This window comes from Methylomonas sp. MS20 (genome assembly GCF_050275925.1).
Lineage (GTDB): Bacteria > Pseudomonadota > Gammaproteobacteria > Methylococcales > Methylomonadaceae > Methylomonas > Methylomonas koyamae_A.
In genome coordinates, this window is sequence record NZ_CP189962.1 from 1,759,783 (window position 1) to 1,781,176 (window position 21,394).

Here is a 21,394-nt window from a genome sequence, read left to right on the forward strand (position 1 = left end):
GCCGCTTCATCGATCAAATCACGCGGTGGAAACGCTAGCCGCTAAAGTATTCCGTTTTGCCAGAGCTGGTTTTTTGTTACTTCGACACAAACTCCACCGTGTTCAGATCAACTTCTATCCTAATCTGATTATTGACCTGCTCCAGCACCTGACTGAGCCGGCTCTTGAGTCGGCCGCCGTGGCTGACATGGGCAATTAACTGGTCGTCCTCTCTCTGCAATTCCGCTAGAAAATCGTCCAGGTCGCGGCCCGGCTCGAATTCGCCGCCGGCCCAGCGCAAGGCGTCTACGCAGCGCCGGAAAATCTTCGGATAAATCAAACTGCCTTGCTCGGGCTCCAGATCCTCCAGACGGGTAACGGTAAACCGCTTGGTTCGGTCCAATTTCCAGAGCCCTAATTTGGCAGTCTTGGCTTTCTTATAAGTGGCGATCAACTTGGACTGAATATCGAACGATAGTCCGCCCGAATACAGACCCAAGTATGTAAGTCCGGTTTTGACGGCGTGATAGTTGTAGGTTTTGCTGAGCAGGGCTTCGGTGAGTTTTATATCGGCGCCGTCATCGTCGTCCAATTCCCGCAGCACGAAGGCGATAGGTCTGCCGTGGCCTTCGAAGCCGTCGCACAGTATCGCCGCCTCGGTTTCCCACGCGAAGCCGCTGGGCGCGACACTCCAATTCCATTCCGCTGGATCGACACCCAGCCACCTCAAAAGCCCGTTGCGGCTTTCCATGCCTTGGGGTTGCGCCGCACCGCCGTAATGCAGCTCCGGCGTGTCGATGGCCTGAAAACGGAGTTGATAACTCTCCTCGCCGCCGGCCACACTGGGCGGCGCGAAGTGCGGCAGTCCCTCGAACAGCGACATGTCGTTGGCAATAAAACGCATGCTGTCCCCATCCGGCGACTGCCGCTGCCGAACAACCAGACGGCCTTTGATTAAACGATAGAAACCTAATGACATGATGAGCCTCTTTGTAGTTGGTTAGCATGGCCGTAGGGCGGATGCCGACAGGCGGTCCGCTAATGTGTGGAACGTATCGTTTGGTGGAACCGCTGACGCGTTCCACCTCATGGGTTAATTGCTAGGTTGATAAGTTCCTCAACAAGTTTTAGCAAATGTAAACATCCTGTATATCAGAGCAAGATTCTAAAAAAGATAGAGCGTACCATCCAAAAATCTGGTAATCAGTTGGCTGAGCTACGTGGCACATCCATTGATATAGGTACCTGTATGGAGCCGGTAATTTTGTTAGTCGCGGGCTTGTCGGTTGTGGGGGATGCTTGCGGCTTTACGTCAATAATTTCCACTTTTATAGGCGCCGTGAATAAGAAGTTTTTATTATCAGGTTTGATAGGGATTTTGAAGGAAATCGGCGAGCCTTCGGCGACTGTTGCCACAATTCGAATTTTATTATCATCCGGGGCACTAGAAACTTTAAATGAATCGGTGCTTTGCGGTACGACTTCTATCTTAGAAGTATCTAATTGCTTTAAGTTGCTTCCAAGAATTAGTATTTCGCTATTATCTGCTGTTATGCTGCTTCCAGTGCGGGTTAATCGTATTTTGTTTGGTATGACTTCCGTGATATAAGGCTGGGGCTTTGGCTTTGCGTCTTCTTGGGGTGTTGGAAATAAAATCTCTGATGGTATATCTTGAATGCTTATGCTGGCTAAAGGCCATTTCTGAGTCCAAAATTTACTGGTGAGGAAGTTATTGCTACGGGACAGTATCGCCATCTCTCCCTTAAGTTCATTACATTTTTCATTGTCTTTGTTTTCCTTACAGAAATCGTTCGCCTTATTTTGCAAGTTTTTGTAGTCATCCTGAAATTTTATGTATTTTTTATTTAATTCGTATAATATGTTCATCTGATCCGATGATTTGTCTTTGCTAAAGAAGTAATAGCCTGGATCAAAAAAGAAATTGCCAATTGTTCCCCAAAATCCGTAACTGTCTGCTCTTCGCCAATCGAAGTTTTGTTTCATTGCTAGATGTGGCTCCATTATTTTCCATTTATCAGGACCTGAACCTTGTTGCTTACAAGAGTTTTCTCCGTCAGGGTCTTTATCGACACATTTCTTGATCCGGAGATTCAAGTCATTCTGATCAAGGCCGATTAACAGCAATACCGGAAAGGATTGAGGCTGCAAAAGATTAGCGCTTTTTTCATTCTCTCCTTGCACATCCAGTCCCACAAATTGCGGTGCAATTTGATAGCCGAATTGACCACCATTAATACTATAAGAATTGACAATAGTATTCACCGTTCGTGTTCTGCTATCGTTTTGATTGCTTCGTACAAATTGTTCGAATATACTGGCCTGTCCTTCCAGGTTCATTTCTTTTAAAATACCGGCAAGAGCTAAGGAAAACTCCATAACATCACGCTCTGAATTGCTCAGATCCAGTGTTTGGCTGGCCGTCAACGGAGAAACAGCAGCAATTAGTGGATGAGGCCAATGATCTTCATTTTCTGACAAAATGTATTCATTTGGAAAATATTCGAGAGTCGTTGAGGTATTGCAGTTATCAATATATTGTTTTGCATTTTTAGTATTTGCACCTTCTGAACCCGTTGATTCTGTTTTTTTAGAGTCTTGCGGCGCCTTATCTTCCACAATATTCCATGTGCTTTTGACCATTTTTCGTACGTCACAAGGAACCTGATTTTGATTAATAAACTGCTGTTTTGCCTGATAACTCGCGGGCGTATACTCAATTTTCATTTCGGCTGATAATCGGGCGAAAAACCCCTCTCGCGTCCGCCAGCCGGGATTGACAGAGACCATTGAGGATGCAATAAGTAATACCTTGCCTTTGAATTGGTTTGCCATTGCGGGATCGCCAAGAATGCGGTAGGCGGTTTCGACTGCTTTGTCGCCAGCCGCGATATGTAGCGCATCGCGATTGCTGATGGATAATTGAAGATCGCTCGGCAACAGCGTTCCAGGCGCCTTAACCAAGGTACTGTCTTTTAATGTCGCTTTAGCTTCATCTGCAAATTTGGGGTCTTTGGGATCAACCGGCGTTGTCGCATCTCGACCGGGTGCCGTTGCTGAAACTGGTTTTAGATTGGTTAAACAATCGTCCCAGGCTTTTAATTTAGTTTCTTTTTTATCAGGGTCGCTTTCATCTATATATTGGGCTTTTCTTTCATCGCAAATCGCCATTTTTTTGATTTTGTATTGATCTAGTGCCGACTCTGAGCTTTGGTGTTGCTGTAAATCCGTCTGGAATTGCTGGCCGATCATGGAGTTATTTTTGACTTGCAATGAACCAGCGATGACATTTGCCATCATCAACATATGCGCGGCACCGCCTTGAGATATTTTTTTGGCTTCTTCCAAATACTCTTTACTGTCTTTCTTTAAATCGAAGTTGTTACTACTTTGACTTTTACCTAAAATCGGATAAGACATGACCACCTCGCCGAATTCATCATTCATACTACGCAGGTTGTCGAGTGCTTCGGCAGCGCTGTCAAGATGCTCTTTGATTTCATCGATGGAGGATTCAGGTCGACCTATTGAAGTAGATGTTAATAGAAATGCAGAAAGTGCAAACTTAAAAAGATGTCGGATGCTCATGAGTTTTCTTAATATTTTAAGGCGTTCGGATAAACTTAAGGTAATATTTATTTAGAATTGGTTGTCGGACTTTGTTGGTCGAAAGCTCGCTGTTAAACTGTGTTTTTAAATTCATCCTGGAAATTATTTTATTTTTGTACTTCAAAATTTTTGTTAATATCGGTTCAATAAATTCAATCATCTATCATGAGGTCGTGGCGTCATTTGAGTTTATTTGCGCTTTGATAAATATATTGAGAACTAGGACATACGGATTTTCACTCCAAAATGTCTCATCAAGCCACTTGTTTTCCGTACTAGTACAAATGTACTGGGTCTATTGCGGGCTGTCCGGGGTTACAATCCGTCCATCAGGCTTGCCATGGGGATGAAGACTGTGAATATTTTGTTGATCGACGATCACTTCTGCGCGCGGGAAGGGGTGGCGTGTTTGTTGAAGCAGATCTATTCGGACGTGCAAGTGTTCGAGGCGGAGAGTTTCGCTGCCGGCTTGGCTATCGCGCGCGCGCAGCCGTTGAATTTGGTGTTGTTGGATTTGCAACTGCCGGATTGCAGCGGTTTGGAGGGATTGGCGAAACTGAAGGAGGATTTCCCGGAGCTGTGCGTGGTGATGTTTTCCGGGGTCGGCGATCGGGACTTGGTGTTCCAGGCCTTGAAGTCGGGGGCGATGGGCTTCGTGGTCAAGACGATTTCCCGGCAAGGGTTTGTCGAGGCCATGCGTGATTTGTTGTCCGGCCGAGTGTATCTGCCTGCGACGGTGACCGGCGAGACGCCGGCCGGCGACGCCGGTGCGCCGAGCGGACTGGCTCCGATCACCGACCCGGCCAGTCTGGGTTTGACGCCGCGCGAGTTCGACATTTTGCGCTGGATCGCGCGCGGCTACAGCAACAAGCAAATCGCGTTGCAATTGGCGATTCAAGAGCAAACCGTCCGCAACCACCTGCGGCCGATTTTTTTGAAGTTCGGCGTAACCCGGCGTACCGAGTTGCTGGTCAAGCTGTTTGTGCGAGGGATTGTGTTTGGTAAGCCGGGAGTGGGCAATAGCTAGGCTGATCCGGCGCGTCGCCCATCGTGCGTAGCATCGCTTCCATCAGCGCCTGGGGATTGGCCGGTTTGCGCAATAGGCCTGTGTTGGCGGGCCAACGCGCCTTGTCTGGTGCGGAGATGCCGCCAGCCGATAGGATTAAGATCGGGACCGGGCCGCAGTCGGCCTGAACGGCGGCGATGATGTCGTGGGCGGTTTCGTGTTGCTTCAAATAAAAGTCGGTAATTAACAGATCCGGAATCGCCAGATTGTCGGCCAGCGTCATTTGGGTGTCGGCCAACGACGAGGCGGTTTGCACTTCGCAGCCCCAGCTTTGCAGTTGGCAGGCCAGGCCGTCGAGGGCTTTGGCGTCGTCGTCGACAATCAAGACGTAGCGGCCGCTGAAATCGCCGACCACCGGTGGCTCGTTGGCCTTGATGTCTTGCTGGCGGGCGACCGGCAGATAGACTTGAAAATCGCTGCCGACGCCGGGGCGCGAATACAAGTCCATGCCGTGATTCGGCAGATGCTGAATCATCGTGGACGCATAATACAAGCCTATCCCCAGCCCCTGGGTTTTGGCGTCGTTTTCGCGCCCGAGCTTACCGCGCACCGCGTCTTCGAAGATTTTGTCGCGCAGTTCCGCCGGTATCCCCGAGCCGCTGTCGCGGATATGCAGTTTTAGCCGGCCGGCGCCGATGTTGACCGCCGTCACGCTGATCCAGCCCGTGCGGGTGTATTTGATGGCGTTGTCGATTAGGTTGCCGACGATTTGCGCCAGGATGGTGTAGTCGGTATACACGTTGTACGGAGCCTTGCGGCGTAGCCGGACTTTTAAACGCAAGCCTCGCGCCGCCGCTTGCGGGGCGAATTGCGTTTCCAGGCCGGCGAGAAAGACATTGATATCGACATTGGCGAGTTGCGGGATTTGCTTGCCGTTTTCGACGTTGGCGATTTGAAAGATGTGATTGATGGTGCGGCTCAATTCGTCGATGGCCAGGCCCATGCGATTGGCCAGCGGGCTTAAATGCGCTTGCGCCGGCTCGCTGCAGGCGGTTTCCATCACTGAGGCATAACAGTTCAAGGCCTGGAGGGGTTGGCGCAAGTTGTGGCCGATTTGTTCGAGGAAGCGGGCCTTGTCGTCGGCGTTTTGCTGGGCATTGCGTTTTTCCCTAAAGGACTTGCGGGCGTAGGCTTCGAGCTGACAACGGGTGCAGACCCCAAACAGGTTGACGATGATCAGGTTAATCATTGACGAGATCAGGTCCGCCGCGCCGACACCCAGGAGGTGACCGGCCAACGGCATCGCAATCGACGTGGACCAGCCGAAGCCGATCGTCGCGCGCAAGGACATGAACATTTGTCCGTAACTAAAAAAGTACATCGGCAGTAAACAGGGCCAGGTCGATGGGTAATCGGCCGCTTTGCCGTCGATGAGGAACAGGATTAGCAAATTCGCGGCCGACAGGCCGGCGCTCCACTTAGCGATGGTATTAATTTGGCGGACGGCGTCCCCGTGAGTTTGCAAGTAAGCGAACAAGCCGATCAGTACCGCGACGATGGGCATTCGCGGCAGGGCATTGGCGATCGAGTCGGCGCCGGTGTGTAAATCCAGCAGGATATAGGCCAGGAAGGCGCTGGCACCGAGTAACAGCGCCCATTTCAACGGGGCTAATAAAACCTGGTAACGTTCCAGCCAAAATTCCTGTTCGGAAGCAGTGTCGAATTTGGGAAACGCAAACAAATGACCGGCACTTACCGCGTCGCAACAGGCCTTGAAGACTGCGGAAAATCCAGGTCTGGCGGGCGCTCTGAAAAAAGCGAGGTTGGCTAGATTTTGATAATGGTTGAATTTTTGCATGCCGCCATTTCCGAGTGCTCGGCGGCGTGTGCTGACGAATGAGAAAGCCGGCTAGCCGCGCTGATTGTTATTTTTCATGCGTGCGGCATTTTCCCTAGTCCGGACGGATTTGGCAATTGTGAAAATCTAACAGGGAAACTATAGCATTCCTCGGCTACACTTAACGGCTGGCTTTTGCAGCGCGACACCGATGTCGCCGGTAAACGTGGTGTGCTGGCTGACGGACGAGGGGACGTGCGCGGATCGTGGTTGCCGAAAGGTGCCTCGGGTGGGCGACAACGACTTTCTCACCCCCGCAAAAAACCTAACGTAACGGCTCAACGTTACTCTCGTTAAACAAACCTCACCGCCCGCAATCGCGGCTGAAGCCGCTCCGACAGTCGCCGAAGCGTTTTACCGAGCCCAAGCGCCGAATGTGGATTGAATTTTCAAAGGTGCCTGTCAGAGCGGCTAGTGCCGCTCCAACACTACCAATTTTTCTACAGCACGCCTGGCGGCCGTCAAAAATTACAGCGGCCGAACTTGCCGCGTTAGCCGGCGTTTTCCTCGGCGGCCTTGGCGAGTTTCTTCAATACACTTTTGCCTATCTTGGCCACGAAGTCTTCCGGATTGTCGTATTGTTGCTGTTGCACGAATTCGACGATGGATTTGACCAGTTTCTTGGTGTCGGCGATTTCCTGATGCGAACGGCCGCAGCCTTGGCAATGGCTGCCGTCGCTGGTGCATTGGTCGATACAAGGGTTGTATTTCATGGTCTGTCCTGTTCAAAGATTGAAGGTTGGTGAATCGAGTTCCGGGATTGGGCACTTTGACCGGCGCTCAGGGTCGCGTCTGTAGCGGTTATCGAGCACGCGTTCATACGAACAAAGGCAGCCCGCGATCGCTACCAAGCAAGGCGTCCCCGAAATCCGGTGTGGAGGCGCTGTCGATCGCGGCTAAAGCCACTCCTACGCCACTGACTTTCATTCGCCGGCTGGATGTAACGGTTTCATGACCGTTAGGGGGGCTTAACGCGCGTCCGCTTCCGGCGTGTGCAAGGTCACCGGCCAACTGACGATGTGCGCCAAGCCGCCTTGAATTTCCAGATGGGCGAGTATCGCTGTAACGCGCTCGGGGTTGTCGTAAAACTCGACCACCAACGGCAGGTCCAGCGCCAGATCGGCCAGCGCGGCGGTGCGGATTTCCCGGTCGGCGCCGAAGCCGGCGATGCCGCGCAGCACCGTGACGCCGCGGACGCTTTCGTCGCGTAAAGTATCCAACAACCGGGCCAGCAGGTGCTCGCCCTCGCGCAGGTAAATCCGCGCCAACGTTACGGTTTCCATTGCCATAGCCAATTCCCCAAGCGCGAACCCAACCAGACCGTCGCGACGCCGAGCATCGCATTGACGACGAACAAACTCAACAAGCCCTGGAACTCCAGGCGAATCTCAGGCAATCCCAACGTCAGTCTCAGCGTCGAGACCACGGTCAATAGCCCTAGCAGCACGACGTAAATCGCGGCTCGCCATTCGGCCGAGTATGCGCCCCTTTGCAACAACCATTCGGTGGCGGTGGCAATCAGCAAGGCCAACAAAAGTGCCAGCGCCATTTCGCCGTAGCGCAGACCGTGGCCCAGCCAGGGATATAAGGCGTCGGCGAACAAGGTGCGGCCCCAGATTAGGCCTACCCAGCAGGCCACCAGGCACAATACGGTGCTCAGTAAAATATTTAGGAAAGCCTTCAGTAAACTGCCGGCCTCGAACAGGTACAGGGTTTCGATGGCGAAGGTCGAAAAAGTGGTGTAGGCGCCCAGGAATCCGACCAGGATGGCGGCCCGCCATTCGACCGCCAGCGCAAAACGTTGCAGCATCAATTCGGTCAGAAACCCCATCAAAAACGAGCCGGACACGTTGATGAACAGCGTGCCGTGCGGAAAGCCGCGCCCTAGCAGCCCGTAGATCGCGTTCGCCAGTAAAAACCGGCTGACCGCGCCGATCGAACCGCCCAGGGCAATGGCCAGGATTTGCTGCATCGCCGAGGTCCGTCAGCTCGCTTCGTCGCTGCCGGCCGGCGGCAAGACCCGGTCCACGTACAAGGTCGCGGCGATCACTGCGGTCTGGCCCATCACCAGATTGACGATGGGCAGCGTCAGGCCCAGGCCGGTCAGTGCGCCGAAGCTCAACATGCTCCAGCGCCGCTGTTGCATGAAGCGCTTTTGCGCGTCGAAGGTTTGGCCGCGCATTTCCAGTGGATAGGCGATGAATTCCATCGCGATGCCCCAGGCCGCGAACGCCGCCCACAGCACCGGCGCGATCAGATTTACCACCGGAATCAGAAACAGCACCAATAGCGGCAGCACCCGCAGCAACAGATAGCCGATGCGCTTCAGTTCGCCGAAAAACACCCGGTCCCAGCCGGCGTCGGCCGCGACCGGCGCGTGGCCGTGCAACAGAGACAAGGTTTTGGCGGACAGGCGGCTGTAATAGGGCGCGGCGATCAAATTGGCGACCAGCGTGAACGTGAAGAAGCCGATCAGCAAGAAACTGATAAAAAACAACGGCCATAGTATCCAGCTCAACCAGGATAGCCAGTCGGGAATCGCTTGGTGGATCAGCGCGGACACCGAGTGATAGCCGAGGATGAAGGCGCCGGTATACAGCACCGTATTAATCAACAGCGGAATCAGCAAATACTGGCGCAGTTCGGCGCGGGTCAGTAATTTCAGGCCGTCCAGCAAACAGCCGACGGCCAGCAGCGGGCTGTTAGCGTCGCGGATAGCGTTCATGGCGCCAAACTCCTTACCCCGTGCAGGCCGGGATCGACGACGACACCGCGTTCGGTGACGATGGCGGTGATCAATTCGGCCGGCGTTACGTCGAATACCGGATTCCAGGCGCCGACTAGCGAATCGCCGCCCAAATAGCAATCGGCCAGCAATTCGTTGGGATTGCGTTCTTCGATTTCGATCGCGTCGCCGGTCGCCAGACTCAGGTCCAGCGTGGAGGAGGGCGCGGCCACCATCAACTTGACGCCGTGGCGTTTGGCCAGCACCGCCAGCGAATAGGTGCCGATTTTGTTGGCGACGTCGCCGTTGGCGGTGATCCGGTCGGCGCCGACCACAATCCAGTCGATTTTGCCTGACTTCATCAACCAGGCCGCCGCCGAGTCGGCGATCAGCGTGGCCGGAATGCCGTCCTGGGCCAGTTCCCAAACCGTCAACCGGGCGCCTTGCAGCCAGGGGCGGGTTTCGTCGGCGTAGACTTTGTTAATCTGACCGCGCCGGTGCAGGCTGCGGATCACGCCCAGCGCGGTGCCGTAACCGCCGGTGGCCAACGCGCCGGCATTGCAATGGGTCAGTACCGAGCAAGCCCCGCCGATTAAATCGGCGCCGCGTTCGCCCATCGCATAATTGGCGGCGATGTCGTCGGCATGGATGGCTTCGGCTTTGGCGGCGAGCGCCGCGAGCGGGTCGGCGGGCGCGGCGGCCAGCACGTCGCGCATTTGCGCCAGTGCCCAGAACAGATTGACGGCGGTCGGCCGCGATGCGGCCAGCAGGTCGATGTCGCGGGCGACTTTGTCTTGCCAGGTCGGGTCCGGGTAGTGATATTTGGCCGACAGTACGACGCCGTAGGCGGCGGCGATGCCGATGGCCGGCGCGCCGCGCACCCGCATCGACACGATCGCGTCGGCCACGCCGGCGGCATCGCGGTATTCGTCGTAACGGATATGCGCCGGTAAGGCCCGTTGATCCAAGACGTTCAGACTGGAGCCGGTCCACTGTAGGGCTTGTACCGATAATTGAGAGCTCATGCGTAAGATGTATGTTGTCGGAAAAGGGGGCTTGGCTTAGATCTACTTTGTCAGATTATTCAATAAGCATTGTCATTCCGGCATGGATTGCCGGACGCGTTAGAGCGCGGAGCGAACCCGGACTCCATGAATGGATTTAAGCCTACCCTCCATGGCACGGGATGCCCGTTTCCCCACAGGCATGACGGTCTTGAACAAATCCGACAAAGCAGAATTTAGTCGCTGTCGTCAGGCAACGGTTCGGGAAGTCGATGATTTTACCTGAGCGTTTCGACTATTTTAAGCCGATTCCGGCCCGCTTCGATAGGCCGGCGTTCGGCTTGACCGGGCGCGGAGGGCCCACTTTAACCGCTTTCGTCGTCCAGGCCGGGATATTGCGCTATTAAACCCCGTAAATAGTGCAAGGCCCGCGGCAGATCGTATTTTTCGACCAATGGGTCCATGGTTTGGATTGCTTCGGCCGCGACCACGCGGGCCAGCGCCGGCTTGAGGTCGCGCCAAGCGTCGGCGGCTTTCAAATTGCCGCCCGCCAGCAATATCGCCAGTTCCCGCAGCCGCTCGCGTAAGGTGTCGAGCGAAATCGGCGCGGCCGCCGCCGGCGGATCGACGTCGCGGGCGCTGGTGCCGGCGGCGGGAATCCAGCGTCGCAACACATCGAACAACAGGTCCGGATCGAAGGGCTTGGCCAGAAAATCGTTCATGCCGGCGTCGCGGCAGGCTTGGCGGTCTTCCTCGAAGGCGTTGGCGGTCATCGCCACGATGGGTAGCTCGCGGCCGTGGTCGGTGTTCCGAATCAAGCGGGTGGCTTGCAGGCCGTCCATAACCGGCATCTGCATGTCCATTAAAATAAGGTCGTAGCGGCGTAGCTCGACCATTTCCAGTGCTTGTTGGCCGTGCTCGGCCACGTCGACTCGCAAGCCGACGCTTTCCAGCAAGGCCTTGGCGACTTCTTGGTTGATATCGTTGTCCTCGACCAACAAAATCTCGGCCGAGCGACGGAAATCGGGCGCCGGCACTTGGGCGATCGGCGCGCTAGGGTTCAGCTCGCGTTGCAGCGGAACTTCGAACCAAAAGGTGCTGCCCTGGCCCGGTTGGCTGTCGACGCCGACGTTGCCGGCCATCATCCGCGCCAAGTGGCGGCTGATGGCCAAGCCCAAGCCGCTGCCGCCGTAGCGGCGGGTGGTCGAGGATTGGCCCTGCTCGAAAGCGTTGAATACCCGCGCGCACTGTTCCGGCGTCATGCCGATACCGCTGTCCTCGACTTCGAAACGCACCCAGCATTGGTGCTCGTCGCACGATTGCAGGCGGCTGCGCAGCACGATCCGGCCCTGTTCGGTGAATTTGACGGCATTACTCAGATAGTTGATTAAGATCTGGCAGATGCGCAACGGATCGCCGAGCAGTATCAAGGTGTTCAGCGGCGGATCGGTTTCGTGGGTCAAGCTCAGGCGTTTGGCGGCGGCGCGCTCGCCGACGATGCTGCAGGCGTGATCGGCGATCGCGGCGATATTCAGCGAGGTTTTCTCCAAGGTCATGCGTTCGGCCTCGATTTTCGACAGATCGAGGATATCGTTGATCAAACCGAGCAAGTGCTTGCCGGCCACGCTGATTTTTTCCAGCTTATCGCGTTGGCTGGGTTGGGTTATCTCCATGCGCAGCAAGTGAGCCATGCCCAGAATCGCGTTCATCGGGGTACGGATTTCGTGGCTCATATTGGCCAGGAAAGCGCTCTTGGCGCGATTGGCGCTTTCGGCTTCCTCGCGGGCGAGTTCCAGTTCGGCGGTACGCGAACGCACCAAGTCGGCCAGATGATCGCGGTAATTACGCAGCTCGGTTTCGGCCCGCTTGAGTTCGCCGATGTCGGTAATCACCACGACTCGACAGCTATGGTGGGCGAAGATGATGTCGTGCGAACTGACCACGACCGGTACCGCGCTGCCGTCCTTGCGCAGATGTTGCCATTCGCCGGTATTGGCGAACCCGCGCAGTTTGGCGGCGAGCTCGATGATCTTGGGTCTCTGCGTGGCGTCGAACAAGTCGGTCAGCAGCAGGTGTTGCGCTTCGTCGGCTCGGTAGCCGTACAGCGCGGTGAAGGCGTCGTTGACCGCCACCAGCTTTAACGTGCCGCGCTCGTAAATCAGCATCGGCGCTGGGTTGTGCTCGAACAAATTGCGAAATTGCGCTTCTATCGATTTGCGTTCGGTAATGTCCGACCAGATCAGCGATAACATCGGCCGATTTTCGATTTGAATCGCTTGGACGCTGACGTGAACATCGCGCGGACTACCGTCCTTGCAACGGCTGAGCGTGTCGAATTGCCGGGCGTCCCGGCCCTCGGTCGGAGCTAGCCTTTCCAGCATTGGCGCGGCGTCGGCTTGGATATCCGGCAGGCGCAGTTTGGCGAATTCGTCGCGGCTGTAACCGAGGTTTTCGCAGGCGGCGTCGTTGAATTCGACGAAAGCCAGCGTCTCGGCATCGATGAGCATGATGGCGTCCGAGGCTTGCGAAACGATGGCCCGAAAGATTTTCTCGCGCTTACGCGATTTTTCCTCGATTTGGCGGCGTTCTATCGTCGAAGCGAGCCGCTCGGCGACCGCATTCAGCAACTGTTGCTCTTCGGCCAGCATCGCTGGGGCGTCGGCCGGGGTGGGCGGCGGTATCGCGTAGGCGACGCTAACTTCGCCGTCGCTCAACGTCCCGACGCGGATCGGGGCGCTGATCCAAGCTGCGTCGGCCGAACAGTCGCCACTGCGAAATGTGAGATCTCGCCAGCGTATCGCCGCGACCGCGAAATCGGGGTAAGGCCAACCGGCCGGTAGTTCCTGGACAGCCGCTTGCAGCACGTCCGGCAACGGCAGGTTCAAATTTTCGGTGGCGCGAAACACCGCGTGTAAGCAGGCTTGCTCTTGAATGCGCCGGTCCAGGGCCCGTTGCGCTTGGTACAACTGAGTGATGTCGCGCGCCATGCCCAATACGCCGAGTAGCTTGCCGTCGGCGGTCGTCACCGGGGTTTTGATGGTTTCGTATAGCCCGGTGTGGCTGGCGTCGGCCAGGGTCAGCCATTCCTGGTTGATCATCGGTTTGCCGGCGGCGACGGCTTTGAAGTCGTGTTCCCTAAAAAAGTCGGCGAGTTCGACGTCGACGAAATCGTAGTCGGTCTTGCCGACGATGCTGGCTTCGTCGGCGCCGAATAGGGCTTCGAAACTGGCGTTGCAGAGCAGATAGGTGCCGTTGGGGTCCTTGAACCAGACTTTGTCCGGCATGGCCCTGAGTAGGGTGCGCAGTAGTTCGCGGTGTTCGGCCAAGGCGTCGAGCACCCGTTGGCGTTCGGAAAAATAACTGGCCAAGGCCATGCCGATCACCGACAGTACCGACATGAACAGCCAGTAATTGATTTCCGGTTGGCCGATCGGCCGGTTTTGGTAAATTTCCCAATGGTGTCCGTTCATGCCGACCATGGCTTGCATCGCGATGACCGCGAGAATCAGGGTCGTGGTTCTCGGTCCGACCCTGACCGCCGCCCAACTAACCAACAAGTAAATCCACGGCGTTTTGGCATATTCGCCCAAGTTGTCCTGAAACCAGTTTAAAAATACGATTTGGCCGGCCAGCGCGCTCAAGCCCAGAATCAGGCAGGCTTCGGCGACCGGCTTGACGCGGCGCGGTAGGCGAAGACCGTCCCGCCAGACCAGAATCAGCGGCGCGACCAGTATCGTGCCTAGCGTGTCGCCCAACCACCAGTGCAACAACGCGATCCGGAAACCGGCCGTATCGACTACGCCGTTGATCAATAGGCAGCTAGCGCCGACTAGCGCCGACAGCGTACACGCCAGTCCGCCGAAGCCGATCAATAACAAATAATCGGCGAGGTTGAGGATGCGGCGGTCGAATCCGTCGATTCGCCGCAGCAGATAAGCGCCCAAGCCGGCGCTGGCAATGCTACCGGCCGAGATGGCCAGCGCGATAGCCGGCGGTTGGCCTTGCCACAGATTTAAACTCAGCGCACCGAGCCCGAGCGCCCACAAATAACGGTGGCCGCCGAGAAGTATCGTCGCCAGCGCCAGACCGCTGGGCAAAAACAGCACGCTGGCGACGCTGACGGTGGAGAAATACAGCAGGGACAGTCGGCCGCTCAACGCATAAAGCCCCGCGATGCCGAAACCGATCAACCAGTCCGACAGCCTTACCGCTTTCATATCCCACTCACCAGCGCGCCGAGTGGATTGCGGCGCGGCCAGGTTTCGCCGCGCCCGGCCGGGAATATCCGAGGCGGGACGGCGCTAGAGAAACCGATTGGCTGCGAGGAAATGGGGTCTGACATGTTGTTTGACGCTTCTCGATTGGCGGGGACTGGTCTCGGCCCTACGGCGGCGCGGTATAATCATCGCCTTTTAAGCTCGGGAGTACCCATGCAGGTCGACCTTTTGATACAGGCCCGATGGATTATACCGGTGGAACCGGCCTCGGTAGTTTACGATAACTATAGTCTAGCGATAGACGGCGGCAGAATTGTCGATTTGTTGCCTAGCGACCTTGCCCTGCGAAAGTATCGTCCCAGGGTGCTGGAGATACGCGACCGGCATGCGCTAATTCCGGGCTTGATCAATTGCCACACGCATGCGGCGATGACTTTGCTGCGCGGCTTTGCCGACGATCTGCCGTTAATGGATTGGTTACAGAACCACATTTGGCCCGCCGAACAGCAATGGGCTAGCGAGGCCTTTGTGCGCGACGGTACCGATTTAGCCATAGCCGAAATGTTGCGCGGCGGTACTACCTGTTTCAACGATATGTATTTCTTTCCGGAAATCACCGCGCAACAAGCGCTGCAACACGGAATTCGCGCCAATATCGGCTTGATCGTGTTCGATTTTCCGACTCTGTGGGCGGAAAACGCCGACGCCTATCTGGCCAAGGGCTTGGCCCTGCACGAACAATTGCGCCACGAAAGCCTGCTCAGCCTGTCGTTCGCGCCGCACGCGCCGTATACGGTGTCCGACGCGCCGCTGAGCCGGGCGCTGACCTATGCCGACGAGATGAATTTGACGCTGCATATGCATGTGCACGAGACGGCCCACGAGGTCGAACAACAATTGGCCAACACCGGCCAGACCCCGTTGCAACGTTTGCGCGATCTGGGTTTGCTGACTTCCTCGTTCATTGCCGTGCACATGACCCAGATGTCCGCCGAGCAAATCGCCGAATTCGCCGAGACCGGCGCGCATATTGTCCATTGCCCGGAATCCAACTTGAAACTGGCCAGCGGATTCTGTCCGGTGGCGGACTGCTTGGCGGCCGGTATCAACGTGGCGCTGGGGACAGACGGCGCCGCGAGCAATAACGATCTGGATATGCTGGGCGAAATGCGCACCGCGGCCTTATTGGCCAAGGGTGTCGCCGGCGACGCCAGTGCGGTGTCGGCCTGGACGGCGCTGGAGATGGCGACGATCAACGGCGCGAAAGCGCTGGGCTTGGACACCGAGATCGGTTCGCTGGTGCTCGGCAAGGCAGCCGATGTCGTGGCCATCGATTTAAGCGCCCCGGAAACTCAGCCGTGCTTTCATCCGGTCGCGCAAATCGTCTACGCGGCCGGCCGGCATCAAGTCAGCGACGCGTGGGTAGCCGGCAAGCCCTTATTAAGTCAACGCCGTCTGACGACGCTAGATCTCGACGAACTGACGCAACGCGTCGAGCAGTGGCGCCAAAGGATGAACGCCGGGCCGAGCTAGAAGGAATATTGCCAGCGGTCGGCGCCGAAGGAAACACGGTGTTGATGGTCCTGACCGGTTGGCTACCTGCCGAGCCTCGATAGCGTGCCGGACAGGTTTTTGTTGAGGGCGCGCGTTGGCCGAAACGAAGTCATGGCTTCGGCTTCGCTTCTCTCAAGTTTCCCGCCCCAGCGCTCACCGCTTGGCTGCCGAGAACCAGAACGGCGCTTACCGGTCGCCGGGCGTAGGGATGTTCCGCCAAATCAAGAAGGCACGCTTACAGTTTCAAATTATCCAAGGCCGTAACAGAGACGGCATCTCCTAAAATTGTCTATAGAAAACTTCTGCAATAGGCTATATTTCAACCGGAACTGAAAAGTCTAAGCGGGAAAGCTAGCTTATCCGAGGTGTTGAAATCAGCTGGCGGGCCGCTTTAGATGGAATGGGTATATTTATTTAAAATTAAGCCTGATAATTTTTAAATTAAAAATATTCAATTGCATATTCGAATTTCGGCAGGGCTCTGTCGATGTTTGAACTTAGCTTCCAGGCACTATAGAGTAACTGAGCGTTTTATGAGTCAATCGGATTTCGAAGAGTATTCCCAAAAATCGATACATTTTTTTAGTCGCCGCGTTCCGCCGTTATTGGTAAAAGCGCTGAGTTTAATTCAATCAAATCCCACCGTGGTGGATGTCGGTTGCGGCGATGGGCATTTGGTTTGGTCGTTGTCCGAGAATAGTCATATCGCTGTCAATAGCCGAGTAATCGGCGTCGATATGTCGCCTATTCGCGTTCGACGATTCAGCGAATTAACCGGCTATCCTGGCATTGTGGCCGAAGGACACCATATTCCGGGATTGGCCGACGAAAGTGTCGATCTGACGATCAGTACCATGGTTTTGGAGCACGTACCGGACGAACTCGAATATCTGGCCGAATTGGCGAGAATCACCCGTCGGGGCGGTTGGTTGTATCTCAGTACCGTCATTAGAAAATCGGGCGCATGGTATTTTCGCAAGGCGCCGGACGGGCGGCGCGTACTCGATTCCACGCATCTTCGAGAATATCCTTCGGTGGATTCGGTGGTTAAATTATTAGAAGCCAGTGGTTTTACCGTAAATGATCAATGCCTTACCCGTTTGATTTTTCCGATTGCTCATCCTGTCGTCAGGCTTTTGCATGCCTGGAGACCGATTAAAGAGGTTCAGAGAATTTTCCTAAACCCGGCGTATGCGTGGATAGAGAAACTTGCGTTGCCAATTCCGCGTTATCGTTCGATTGAGCTTTTAGCGACGCGTCGCGATATCTGAGGCTCTCAAGATTCGAATGCTGTTTGATTCGGTCAACAAAATAATAAGGTTTTAGTAAAAATACCCATTGTAGGAAATCAGTTAGTGACATCTGAAAATATCGAGTTACCCCGTATTTTGATTGTGATACCAACCTTAGGCGAGCGGCTTGACACGCTGCGAAGAACGCTGTCGTCTATTAAAGACCAGGCAGGTGTTTTAGTGGATACCGTGTTGGTATCTACCGCTCAAACACCGGAGCTTTCAGAGATTGCAACTACTTTTGGCGCAAGAGTCCTGGTGCATCCAGGAAAAATTTCAGCGGCGGTGAACGCCGGATTCTCGGAAGCGTTGCAGGTGCATCGCTATGCGGGCTGGCTGGGCGACGACGATATGCTGCGTCCTGGGGCGCTGGCCACCGCGAGCGCTTTGCTGGGCAGCGATGCTTCCGCCGTCGTTGCTTATGGCGCTTGCGATTATGTCGATAGCAGCGGGAGTTTGCTTTTTACCCGCCGTCCGCCGTTCGCGGCGCCGTTTTTATTGCAGTTTGTTCCTGGTTTGATTAAGCAAGAAGCCTGCCTGTTTCGGCGTAGCGCGTTAACCGAGGTTGGCGGATTGGATGAAACATTAAAGTACACGATGGACTTGGACCTGCTGCTGAAATTACGGCGAGTAGGTGCGTTCGTTAAAACAGAACAGGTCTTGGCGGCGTTTTGTTGGCATGCCGGGTCGTTAACGATAGCCAACCGCCGGGCGTCGCTAGACGAAGCACAAGCCGTCCAGTGTCGGCATGTTCGCGGAATTTTCAAAATCTTCAGCCCGGTTTGGATGTATCCCATCAGGTATCTTATTTTCTTGCTGAATTGGAAAATCAACAAAGGATTAGCAAGCGCTTGTGAACAGCAATCATAAAATCTTATCCGTGTTATAGGATGTGGGTTTGTCGGCTGGCCTAATACAATTTTCAGCTTAATCAGAGCTGCAAATAATAAAATAAAATTCATTCTAAAAATTTCAGCGTTGAGCTATGACAAAGCGAAAAAAGTACAATCAGACTCGTCAGCTTGAAAATTCAACTCAAGCGGATCTGAATAAAAGGAGTTCGGGTGCTGGCCGCTCATTCAAGCTATTTAATGCACAGTTTTTTCGTTTCTTAGTTGTTGGTACGATCAATACCGGGTTCAGCTACTCCGTTTATGCTCTACTATTATTCTTTGGATTAAACTATAAGTTAGCCAATTTGGCGGCTTTGATTCTTGGTATTATCTTCAGCTTTATTACTCAGGGGCGTTTCGTATTTCGGAATACGAATGGCAAGTTATTTTTCCGTTTCGCATTTTGTTGGGCCTTGCTTTATATTTTTAACATTCGTCTGATCGAGTTTTTTATTAACCAAGGCTTCGATGCCTACCAAGCGGGCGCTATCGCGGTGCCACCAATGACGGTGCTTTCTTACTTTATTCAAAAAATAGTCATTTTTAGGAAACGCGCGGTTCAACCCGAGACGTCAACGATAGAAAATATCGTTAAGCCTAAACTATCTTTTAAGAATACTAAATTGTCGATAGTGCTGCCTTGTTACAACGAAGAAGAAGTATTACCCGAAACGAATAGCCGGTTGCTTGAGTTAATGAAGGAGATGCAAGAGCTTGGCTTGGTGTCGCAGGATAGCTTTATCTATTACGTTGATGACGGTAGCAAAGATAAAACCTGGGAACTGATTTCGAAATTTAATCAACAGCATGCTTGTATTCGAGGGATTAAGTTGTCTAGAAATCGCGGTCATCAGAATGCATTAATTGCCGGACTTTTTAATGCGGATGGCGAAGCAATTGTATCGATCGATGCGGACCTGCAGGACGATATTCAGGTTATTAAAGAAATGATTTATAAATTTAACGAAGGTTGCGAAATCGTGTATGGCGTCCGATCTTCGCGAGAGACCGATAGTTTCTTTAAGCGAGTGACCGCGCAACTTTATTACAAGTTGTTGAAAACGATGGGTGTCGATATTATTTATAACCATGCCGATTATCGATTAATGAGCAAACGAGTGATCGATTGCTTAAAAGACTTCAACGAAGTTAACTTGTTTTTGCGAGGCATCATTCCACAGCTCGGGTTTAACACCGCGACAGTCTATTACGAACGCGGCGAACGGTTTGCCGGCGAGTCCAAGTATCCGCTAAGTAAAATGTTGGCACTGGCGGCCGACGGCGTCACTTCGTTCAGCGTGGTGCCGTTGCGGATGATTACTTGGATTGGTCTTGGCGTCAGTTTGGCGAGTTTAGCGATGGTCGTTTGGATTTTTGTGGCTAAATTCGCTTTGGAAGCGACAATTCCAGGTTGGGCCTCTACCGTTTTGCCCATTTATTTTATCGGTGGAATACAGTTGTTGAGCATAGGCATCTTAGGTGAATATTTGTCCAAGGTTTACATGGAAACCAAGCAACGGCCAAGATTCTTTATCGAAGAGATTCGTTGATAATGATTGCAAACTTTCCCATCGCTTATTTGGACCGGCGATACCGCTTTTCTCTATACCTGTTTATTATCCTGTCGATTGCGTTGGCAACAAGGTTGGTGTTTTTTAACGGGCCTTTTGGTTCCGACGATCTGGTTTATCTCCGCCGCTCGCTTGATGTTACCTACGGCGAATGGGCTAGCGCGAATTACAACGGCGCATTACGCTACGGTTACAATATTCCGTCCGGTTTCATTCTCTATCTGTTTGGAGTGAATCTTTTTACAGCCAATTTATGGCCTTTGCTATGTTCATTAATTGAGATAGCTTTGGTATTTCGATTTGTTTGGAACGGGATCAACCACAAAACGGCGATTTATTCGGCACTTTTTCTGGCGTTGATGCCCTTGCATGTGGCCGTTTCTACACGGCTACATGCCGATCCCGTGGTGTCGATGTTTTTGACCTCTAGCTTCATTGCGTTTTTTAAGGCCGAAACAACCGGGAATAAATTGGCTTATTTTCTGACCGGTATCGCGTTAGGTTGTGTATTTTGGGTCAAGGAGTTGGCGGTATTAACTTTTAGTGCATTTCTTTTATACCCGCTGATTTTTCGTTGTTGGAAGTTTGGCTGGATTTATTTGGTTTTTGGCGGACTGGTGATGCTGTTGGCTCACTTTGCGCTGATGACAATGATTGCGGGCGATCCGCTGCACGCTTTTAAAACCGTCATCGGTCAGCTTAATCGTAGCTTTATTGGCGGAAACCAAGGCGAAGATAGTCCCTGGTACTATTTTTATTATTTGTTTTTCGATATTAAACATACCTGGTTAATACCGGTATTGGCGTTGTACGGTATCTGCGCGACTATCAAAACAATATTTTCCGAACGGTCCGTTAGCGCCGTTGCGTATGCCGCTTATTGGCTAGTTTCCTTGTTATTGGTGCTCTCGTTTTTTCCGGTGTCGTTGGCACCGCTAAAGTTTGCAATGAAACAATCCAATTATTTAACTTTGTTTCTAGCGCCGATCGCGGTTTTCGCCGGTATCGCGATTCAGCGTTTGCCACGCAAACTGGGCCATTTCTTGGTTTTTTTAGCATTGGCCGGTGGCATCGGTTTGTCGTTTTTGGAACAGCAGGCTTACCAAGTGTTTACCGCGAATAGTCGAGCGCTGGTGGCGTTCGCGGAACAACATCCCCAAAGGCTTGTTTTAGGTTCGGTCAATAATCGGAACATCGCCTGCGTCTATGCATTGCTGGGCGGCGGCACCTGTGATCGACTGCGAATAAACGATTTCGCCGATATTACCGCCGAACTCACATCCTCGAATTCCGAGGAAGCCTACGCAGTTATTGATCGCGAAACCTTGGGATGGAGTCCCAGGGATATTAAACTGGACAAAGCCCCCAACTGTTGGCGGGACGGAACGCTTTTAAGCCCGGCGGATAGCGGAAATAGTCAAGCTTTACTCACGCTCGTTTTAAATTCGGCGACATTCTTGCCGGCAAGCCTGAAGAATAAATTGCAGAGTTTGCAGACACCACAGCCCGCAACACTTTACCGGGTCGATTTGAACAATCTCTGGTGCGAAGGCTAACACCGGACTTGGCGAGGTTTTCGTAGAACTCGGCGCTGTTAAAAACCCAAGCCTGTGTCCATCTTGGTCCACG

At 53.7% G+C, this 21,394-nt stretch carries 15 protein-coding genes; 6 read left to right on the top strand and 9 right to left on the bottom strand.

The window, feature by feature from the left end:
- Nucleotides 1-76 precede the first annotated feature (76 nt).
- Nucleotides 77-958, bottom strand: a complete 882-nt coding sequence (locus tag ACQE3D_RS07640) for a hypothetical protein (protein WP_427551486.1) — start codon at nucleotides 956-958, stop codon at nucleotides 77-79.
- Nucleotides 959-1,182: 224 nt separating this feature from the next.
- Nucleotides 1,183-3,585: a hypothetical protein gene (locus ACQE3D_RS07645; protein WP_427551487.1), complete on the bottom strand. Its 2,403-nt coding sequence runs from the start codon at nucleotides 3,583-3,585 to the stop codon at nucleotides 1,183-1,185.
- Nucleotides 3,586-3,952: 367 nt separating this feature from the next.
- On the opposite strand from ACQE3D_RS07645, the gene ACQE3D_RS07650 reads away from it, so the two are divergent.
- Nucleotides 3,953-4,633, top strand: a complete 681-nt coding sequence (locus ACQE3D_RS07650) for a response regulator (protein ID WP_427551488.1) — start codon at nucleotides 3,953-3,955, stop codon at nucleotides 4,631-4,633.
- On the opposite strand, the gene ACQE3D_RS07655 is transcribed toward ACQE3D_RS07650, so the two are convergent.
- The 7 genes from ACQE3D_RS07655 to ACQE3D_RS07685 form a co-directional block, all read right to left on the bottom strand.
- Nucleotides 4,578-6,470 carry an ATP-binding response regulator gene (locus ACQE3D_RS07655; RefSeq protein WP_427551489.1) on the bottom strand — a complete coding sequence of 631 codons (1,893 nt, stop codon included), beginning with the start codon at nucleotides 6,468-6,470 and terminating at the stop codon, nucleotides 4,578-4,580. The genes ACQE3D_RS07650 and ACQE3D_RS07655 overlap by 56 nt on opposite strands.
- A gap of 530 nt (nucleotides 6,471-7,000) precedes the next feature.
- On the bottom strand, nucleotides 7,001-7,222 hold the full coding sequence (locus ACQE3D_RS07660) for a DUF1289 domain-containing protein (protein WP_427551491.1): 222 nt from the start codon (nucleotides 7,220-7,222) through the stop codon (nucleotides 7,001-7,003).
- 255 nt (nucleotides 7,223-7,477) lie between these two features.
- On the bottom strand, nucleotides 7,478-7,792 hold the full coding sequence (locus ACQE3D_RS07665) for a DUF190 domain-containing protein (protein WP_427551492.1): 315 nt from the start codon (nucleotides 7,790-7,792) through the stop codon (nucleotides 7,478-7,480).
- Nucleotides 7,780-8,481: a fluoride efflux transporter CrcB gene (gene crcB / locus ACQE3D_RS07670; protein ID WP_071157389.1), complete on the bottom strand. Its 702-nt coding sequence runs from the start codon at nucleotides 8,479-8,481 to the stop codon at nucleotides 7,780-7,782. The genes ACQE3D_RS07665 and crcB overlap by 13 nt, the downstream gene beginning before the upstream one ends.
- A 12-nt stretch (nucleotides 8,482-8,493) precedes the next feature.
- A complete protein-coding gene (gene cysZ / locus ACQE3D_RS07675) occupies nucleotides 8,494-9,234 on the bottom strand; it encodes a sulfate transporter CysZ (protein WP_427551494.1) in 741 nt (246 codons plus the stop codon).
- Nucleotides 9,231-10,259: an S-methyl-5-thioribose-1-phosphate isomerase gene (mtnA, locus tag ACQE3D_RS07680; RefSeq protein ID WP_064029898.1), complete on the bottom strand. Its 1,029-nt coding sequence runs from the start codon at nucleotides 10,257-10,259 to the stop codon at nucleotides 9,231-9,233. The genes cysZ and mtnA overlap by 4 nt, the downstream gene beginning before the upstream one ends.
- A gap of 344 nt (nucleotides 10,260-10,603) precedes the next feature.
- Entirely contained in the window at nucleotides 10,604-14,455 is a 3,852-nt protein-coding gene (locus tag ACQE3D_RS07685; RefSeq protein ID WP_427551496.1) for a PAS domain S-box protein, read from the bottom strand.
- A gap of 213 nt (nucleotides 14,456-14,668) precedes the next feature.
- Here ACQE3D_RS07685 and ACQE3D_RS07690 point away from each other — a divergent pair, with 213 nt between their 5' ends.
- The 5 genes from ACQE3D_RS07690 to ACQE3D_RS07710 all read left to right on the top strand — a co-directional run bounded on the left by ACQE3D_RS07690 (nucleotide 14,669) and on the right by ACQE3D_RS07710 (nucleotide 21,321).
- Nucleotides 14,669-15,988 carry a TRZ/ATZ family hydrolase gene (locus ACQE3D_RS07690; protein WP_281022787.1) on the top strand — a complete coding sequence of 440 codons (1,320 nt, stop codon included), beginning with the start codon at nucleotides 14,669-14,671 and terminating at the stop codon, nucleotides 15,986-15,988.
- Nucleotides 15,989-16,542: 554 nt separating this feature from the next.
- Entirely contained in the window at nucleotides 16,543-17,280 is a 738-nt protein-coding gene (locus ACQE3D_RS07695; protein WP_427551498.1) for a class I SAM-dependent methyltransferase, read from the top strand.
- An 84-nt stretch (nucleotides 17,281-17,364) separates the two neighbouring features.
- Entirely contained in the window at nucleotides 17,365-18,171 is an 807-nt protein-coding gene (locus tag ACQE3D_RS07700; protein ID WP_427551499.1) for a glycosyltransferase, read from the top strand.
- 115 nt (nucleotides 18,172-18,286) lie between these two features.
- Nucleotides 18,287-19,744 (top strand): glycosyltransferase, encoded by a 1,458-nt coding sequence (locus ACQE3D_RS07705; protein ID WP_427551500.1) that lies wholly within the window; start codon nucleotides 18,287-18,289, stop codon nucleotides 19,742-19,744.
- A 2-nt stretch (nucleotides 19,745-19,746) separates the two neighbouring features.
- On the top strand, nucleotides 19,747-21,321 hold the full coding sequence (locus ACQE3D_RS07710) for an ArnT family glycosyltransferase (RefSeq protein ID WP_427551501.1): 1,575 nt from the start codon (nucleotides 19,747-19,749) through the stop codon (nucleotides 21,319-21,321).
- Nucleotides 21,322-21,394: the final 73 nt, after the last annotated feature.

What these genes read in the sequence shown, in the direction of transcription:
- ACQE3D_RS07690 (WP_281022787.1), top strand. Translation starts at nt 14,669, where the DNA reads ATGCAGGTCGACCTTTTGATACAGGCCCGATGGATTATACCGGTGGAA.
- cysZ (WP_427551494.1), bottom strand. Translation starts at nt 9,234, where the DNA reads ATGAACGCTATCCGCGACGCTAACAGCCCGCTGCTGGCCGTCGGCTGT.
- crcB (WP_071157389.1), bottom strand. Translation starts at nt 8,481, where the DNA reads ATGCAGCAAATCCTGGCCATTGCCCTGGGCGGTTCGATCGGCGCGGTC.
- ACQE3D_RS07695 (WP_427551498.1), top strand. Translation starts at nt 16,543, where the DNA reads ATGAGTCAATCGGATTTCGAAGAGTATTCCCAAAAATCGATACATTTT.
- ACQE3D_RS07660 (WP_427551491.1), bottom strand. Translation starts at nt 7,222, where the DNA reads ATGAAATACAACCCTTGTATCGACCAATGCACCAGCGACGGCAGCCAT.
- ACQE3D_RS07645 (WP_427551487.1), bottom strand. Translation starts at nt 3,585, where the DNA reads ATGAGCATCCGACATCTTTTTAAGTTTGCACTTTCTGCATTTCTATTA.
- ACQE3D_RS07650 (WP_427551488.1), top strand. Translation starts at nt 3,953, where the DNA reads ATGAAGACTGTGAATATTTTGTTGATCGACGATCACTTCTGCGCGCGG.
- ACQE3D_RS07705 (WP_427551500.1), top strand. Translation starts at nt 18,287, where the DNA reads ATGACAAAGCGAAAAAAGTACAATCAGACTCGTCAGCTTGAAAATTCA.
- ACQE3D_RS07710 (WP_427551501.1), top strand. Translation starts at nt 19,747, where the DNA reads ATGATTGCAAACTTTCCCATCGCTTATTTGGACCGGCGATACCGCTTT.
- ACQE3D_RS07665 (WP_427551492.1), bottom strand. Translation starts at nt 7,792, where the DNA reads ATGGAAACCGTAACGTTGGCGCGGATTTACCTGCGCGAGGGCGAGCAC.
- ACQE3D_RS07655 (WP_427551489.1), bottom strand. Translation starts at nt 6,470, where the DNA reads ATGCAAAAATTCAACCATTATCAAAATCTAGCCAACCTCGCTTTTTTC.
- ACQE3D_RS07640 (WP_427551486.1), bottom strand. Translation starts at nt 958, where the DNA reads ATGTCATTAGGTTTCTATCGTTTAATCAAAGGCCGTCTGGTTGTTCGG.
- ACQE3D_RS07685 (WP_427551496.1), bottom strand. Translation starts at nt 14,455, where the DNA reads ATGAAAGCGGTAAGGCTGTCGGACTGGTTGATCGGTTTCGGCATCGCG.
- mtnA (WP_064029898.1), bottom strand. Translation starts at nt 10,259, where the DNA reads ATGAGCTCTCAATTATCGGTACAAGCCCTACAGTGGACCGGCTCCAGT.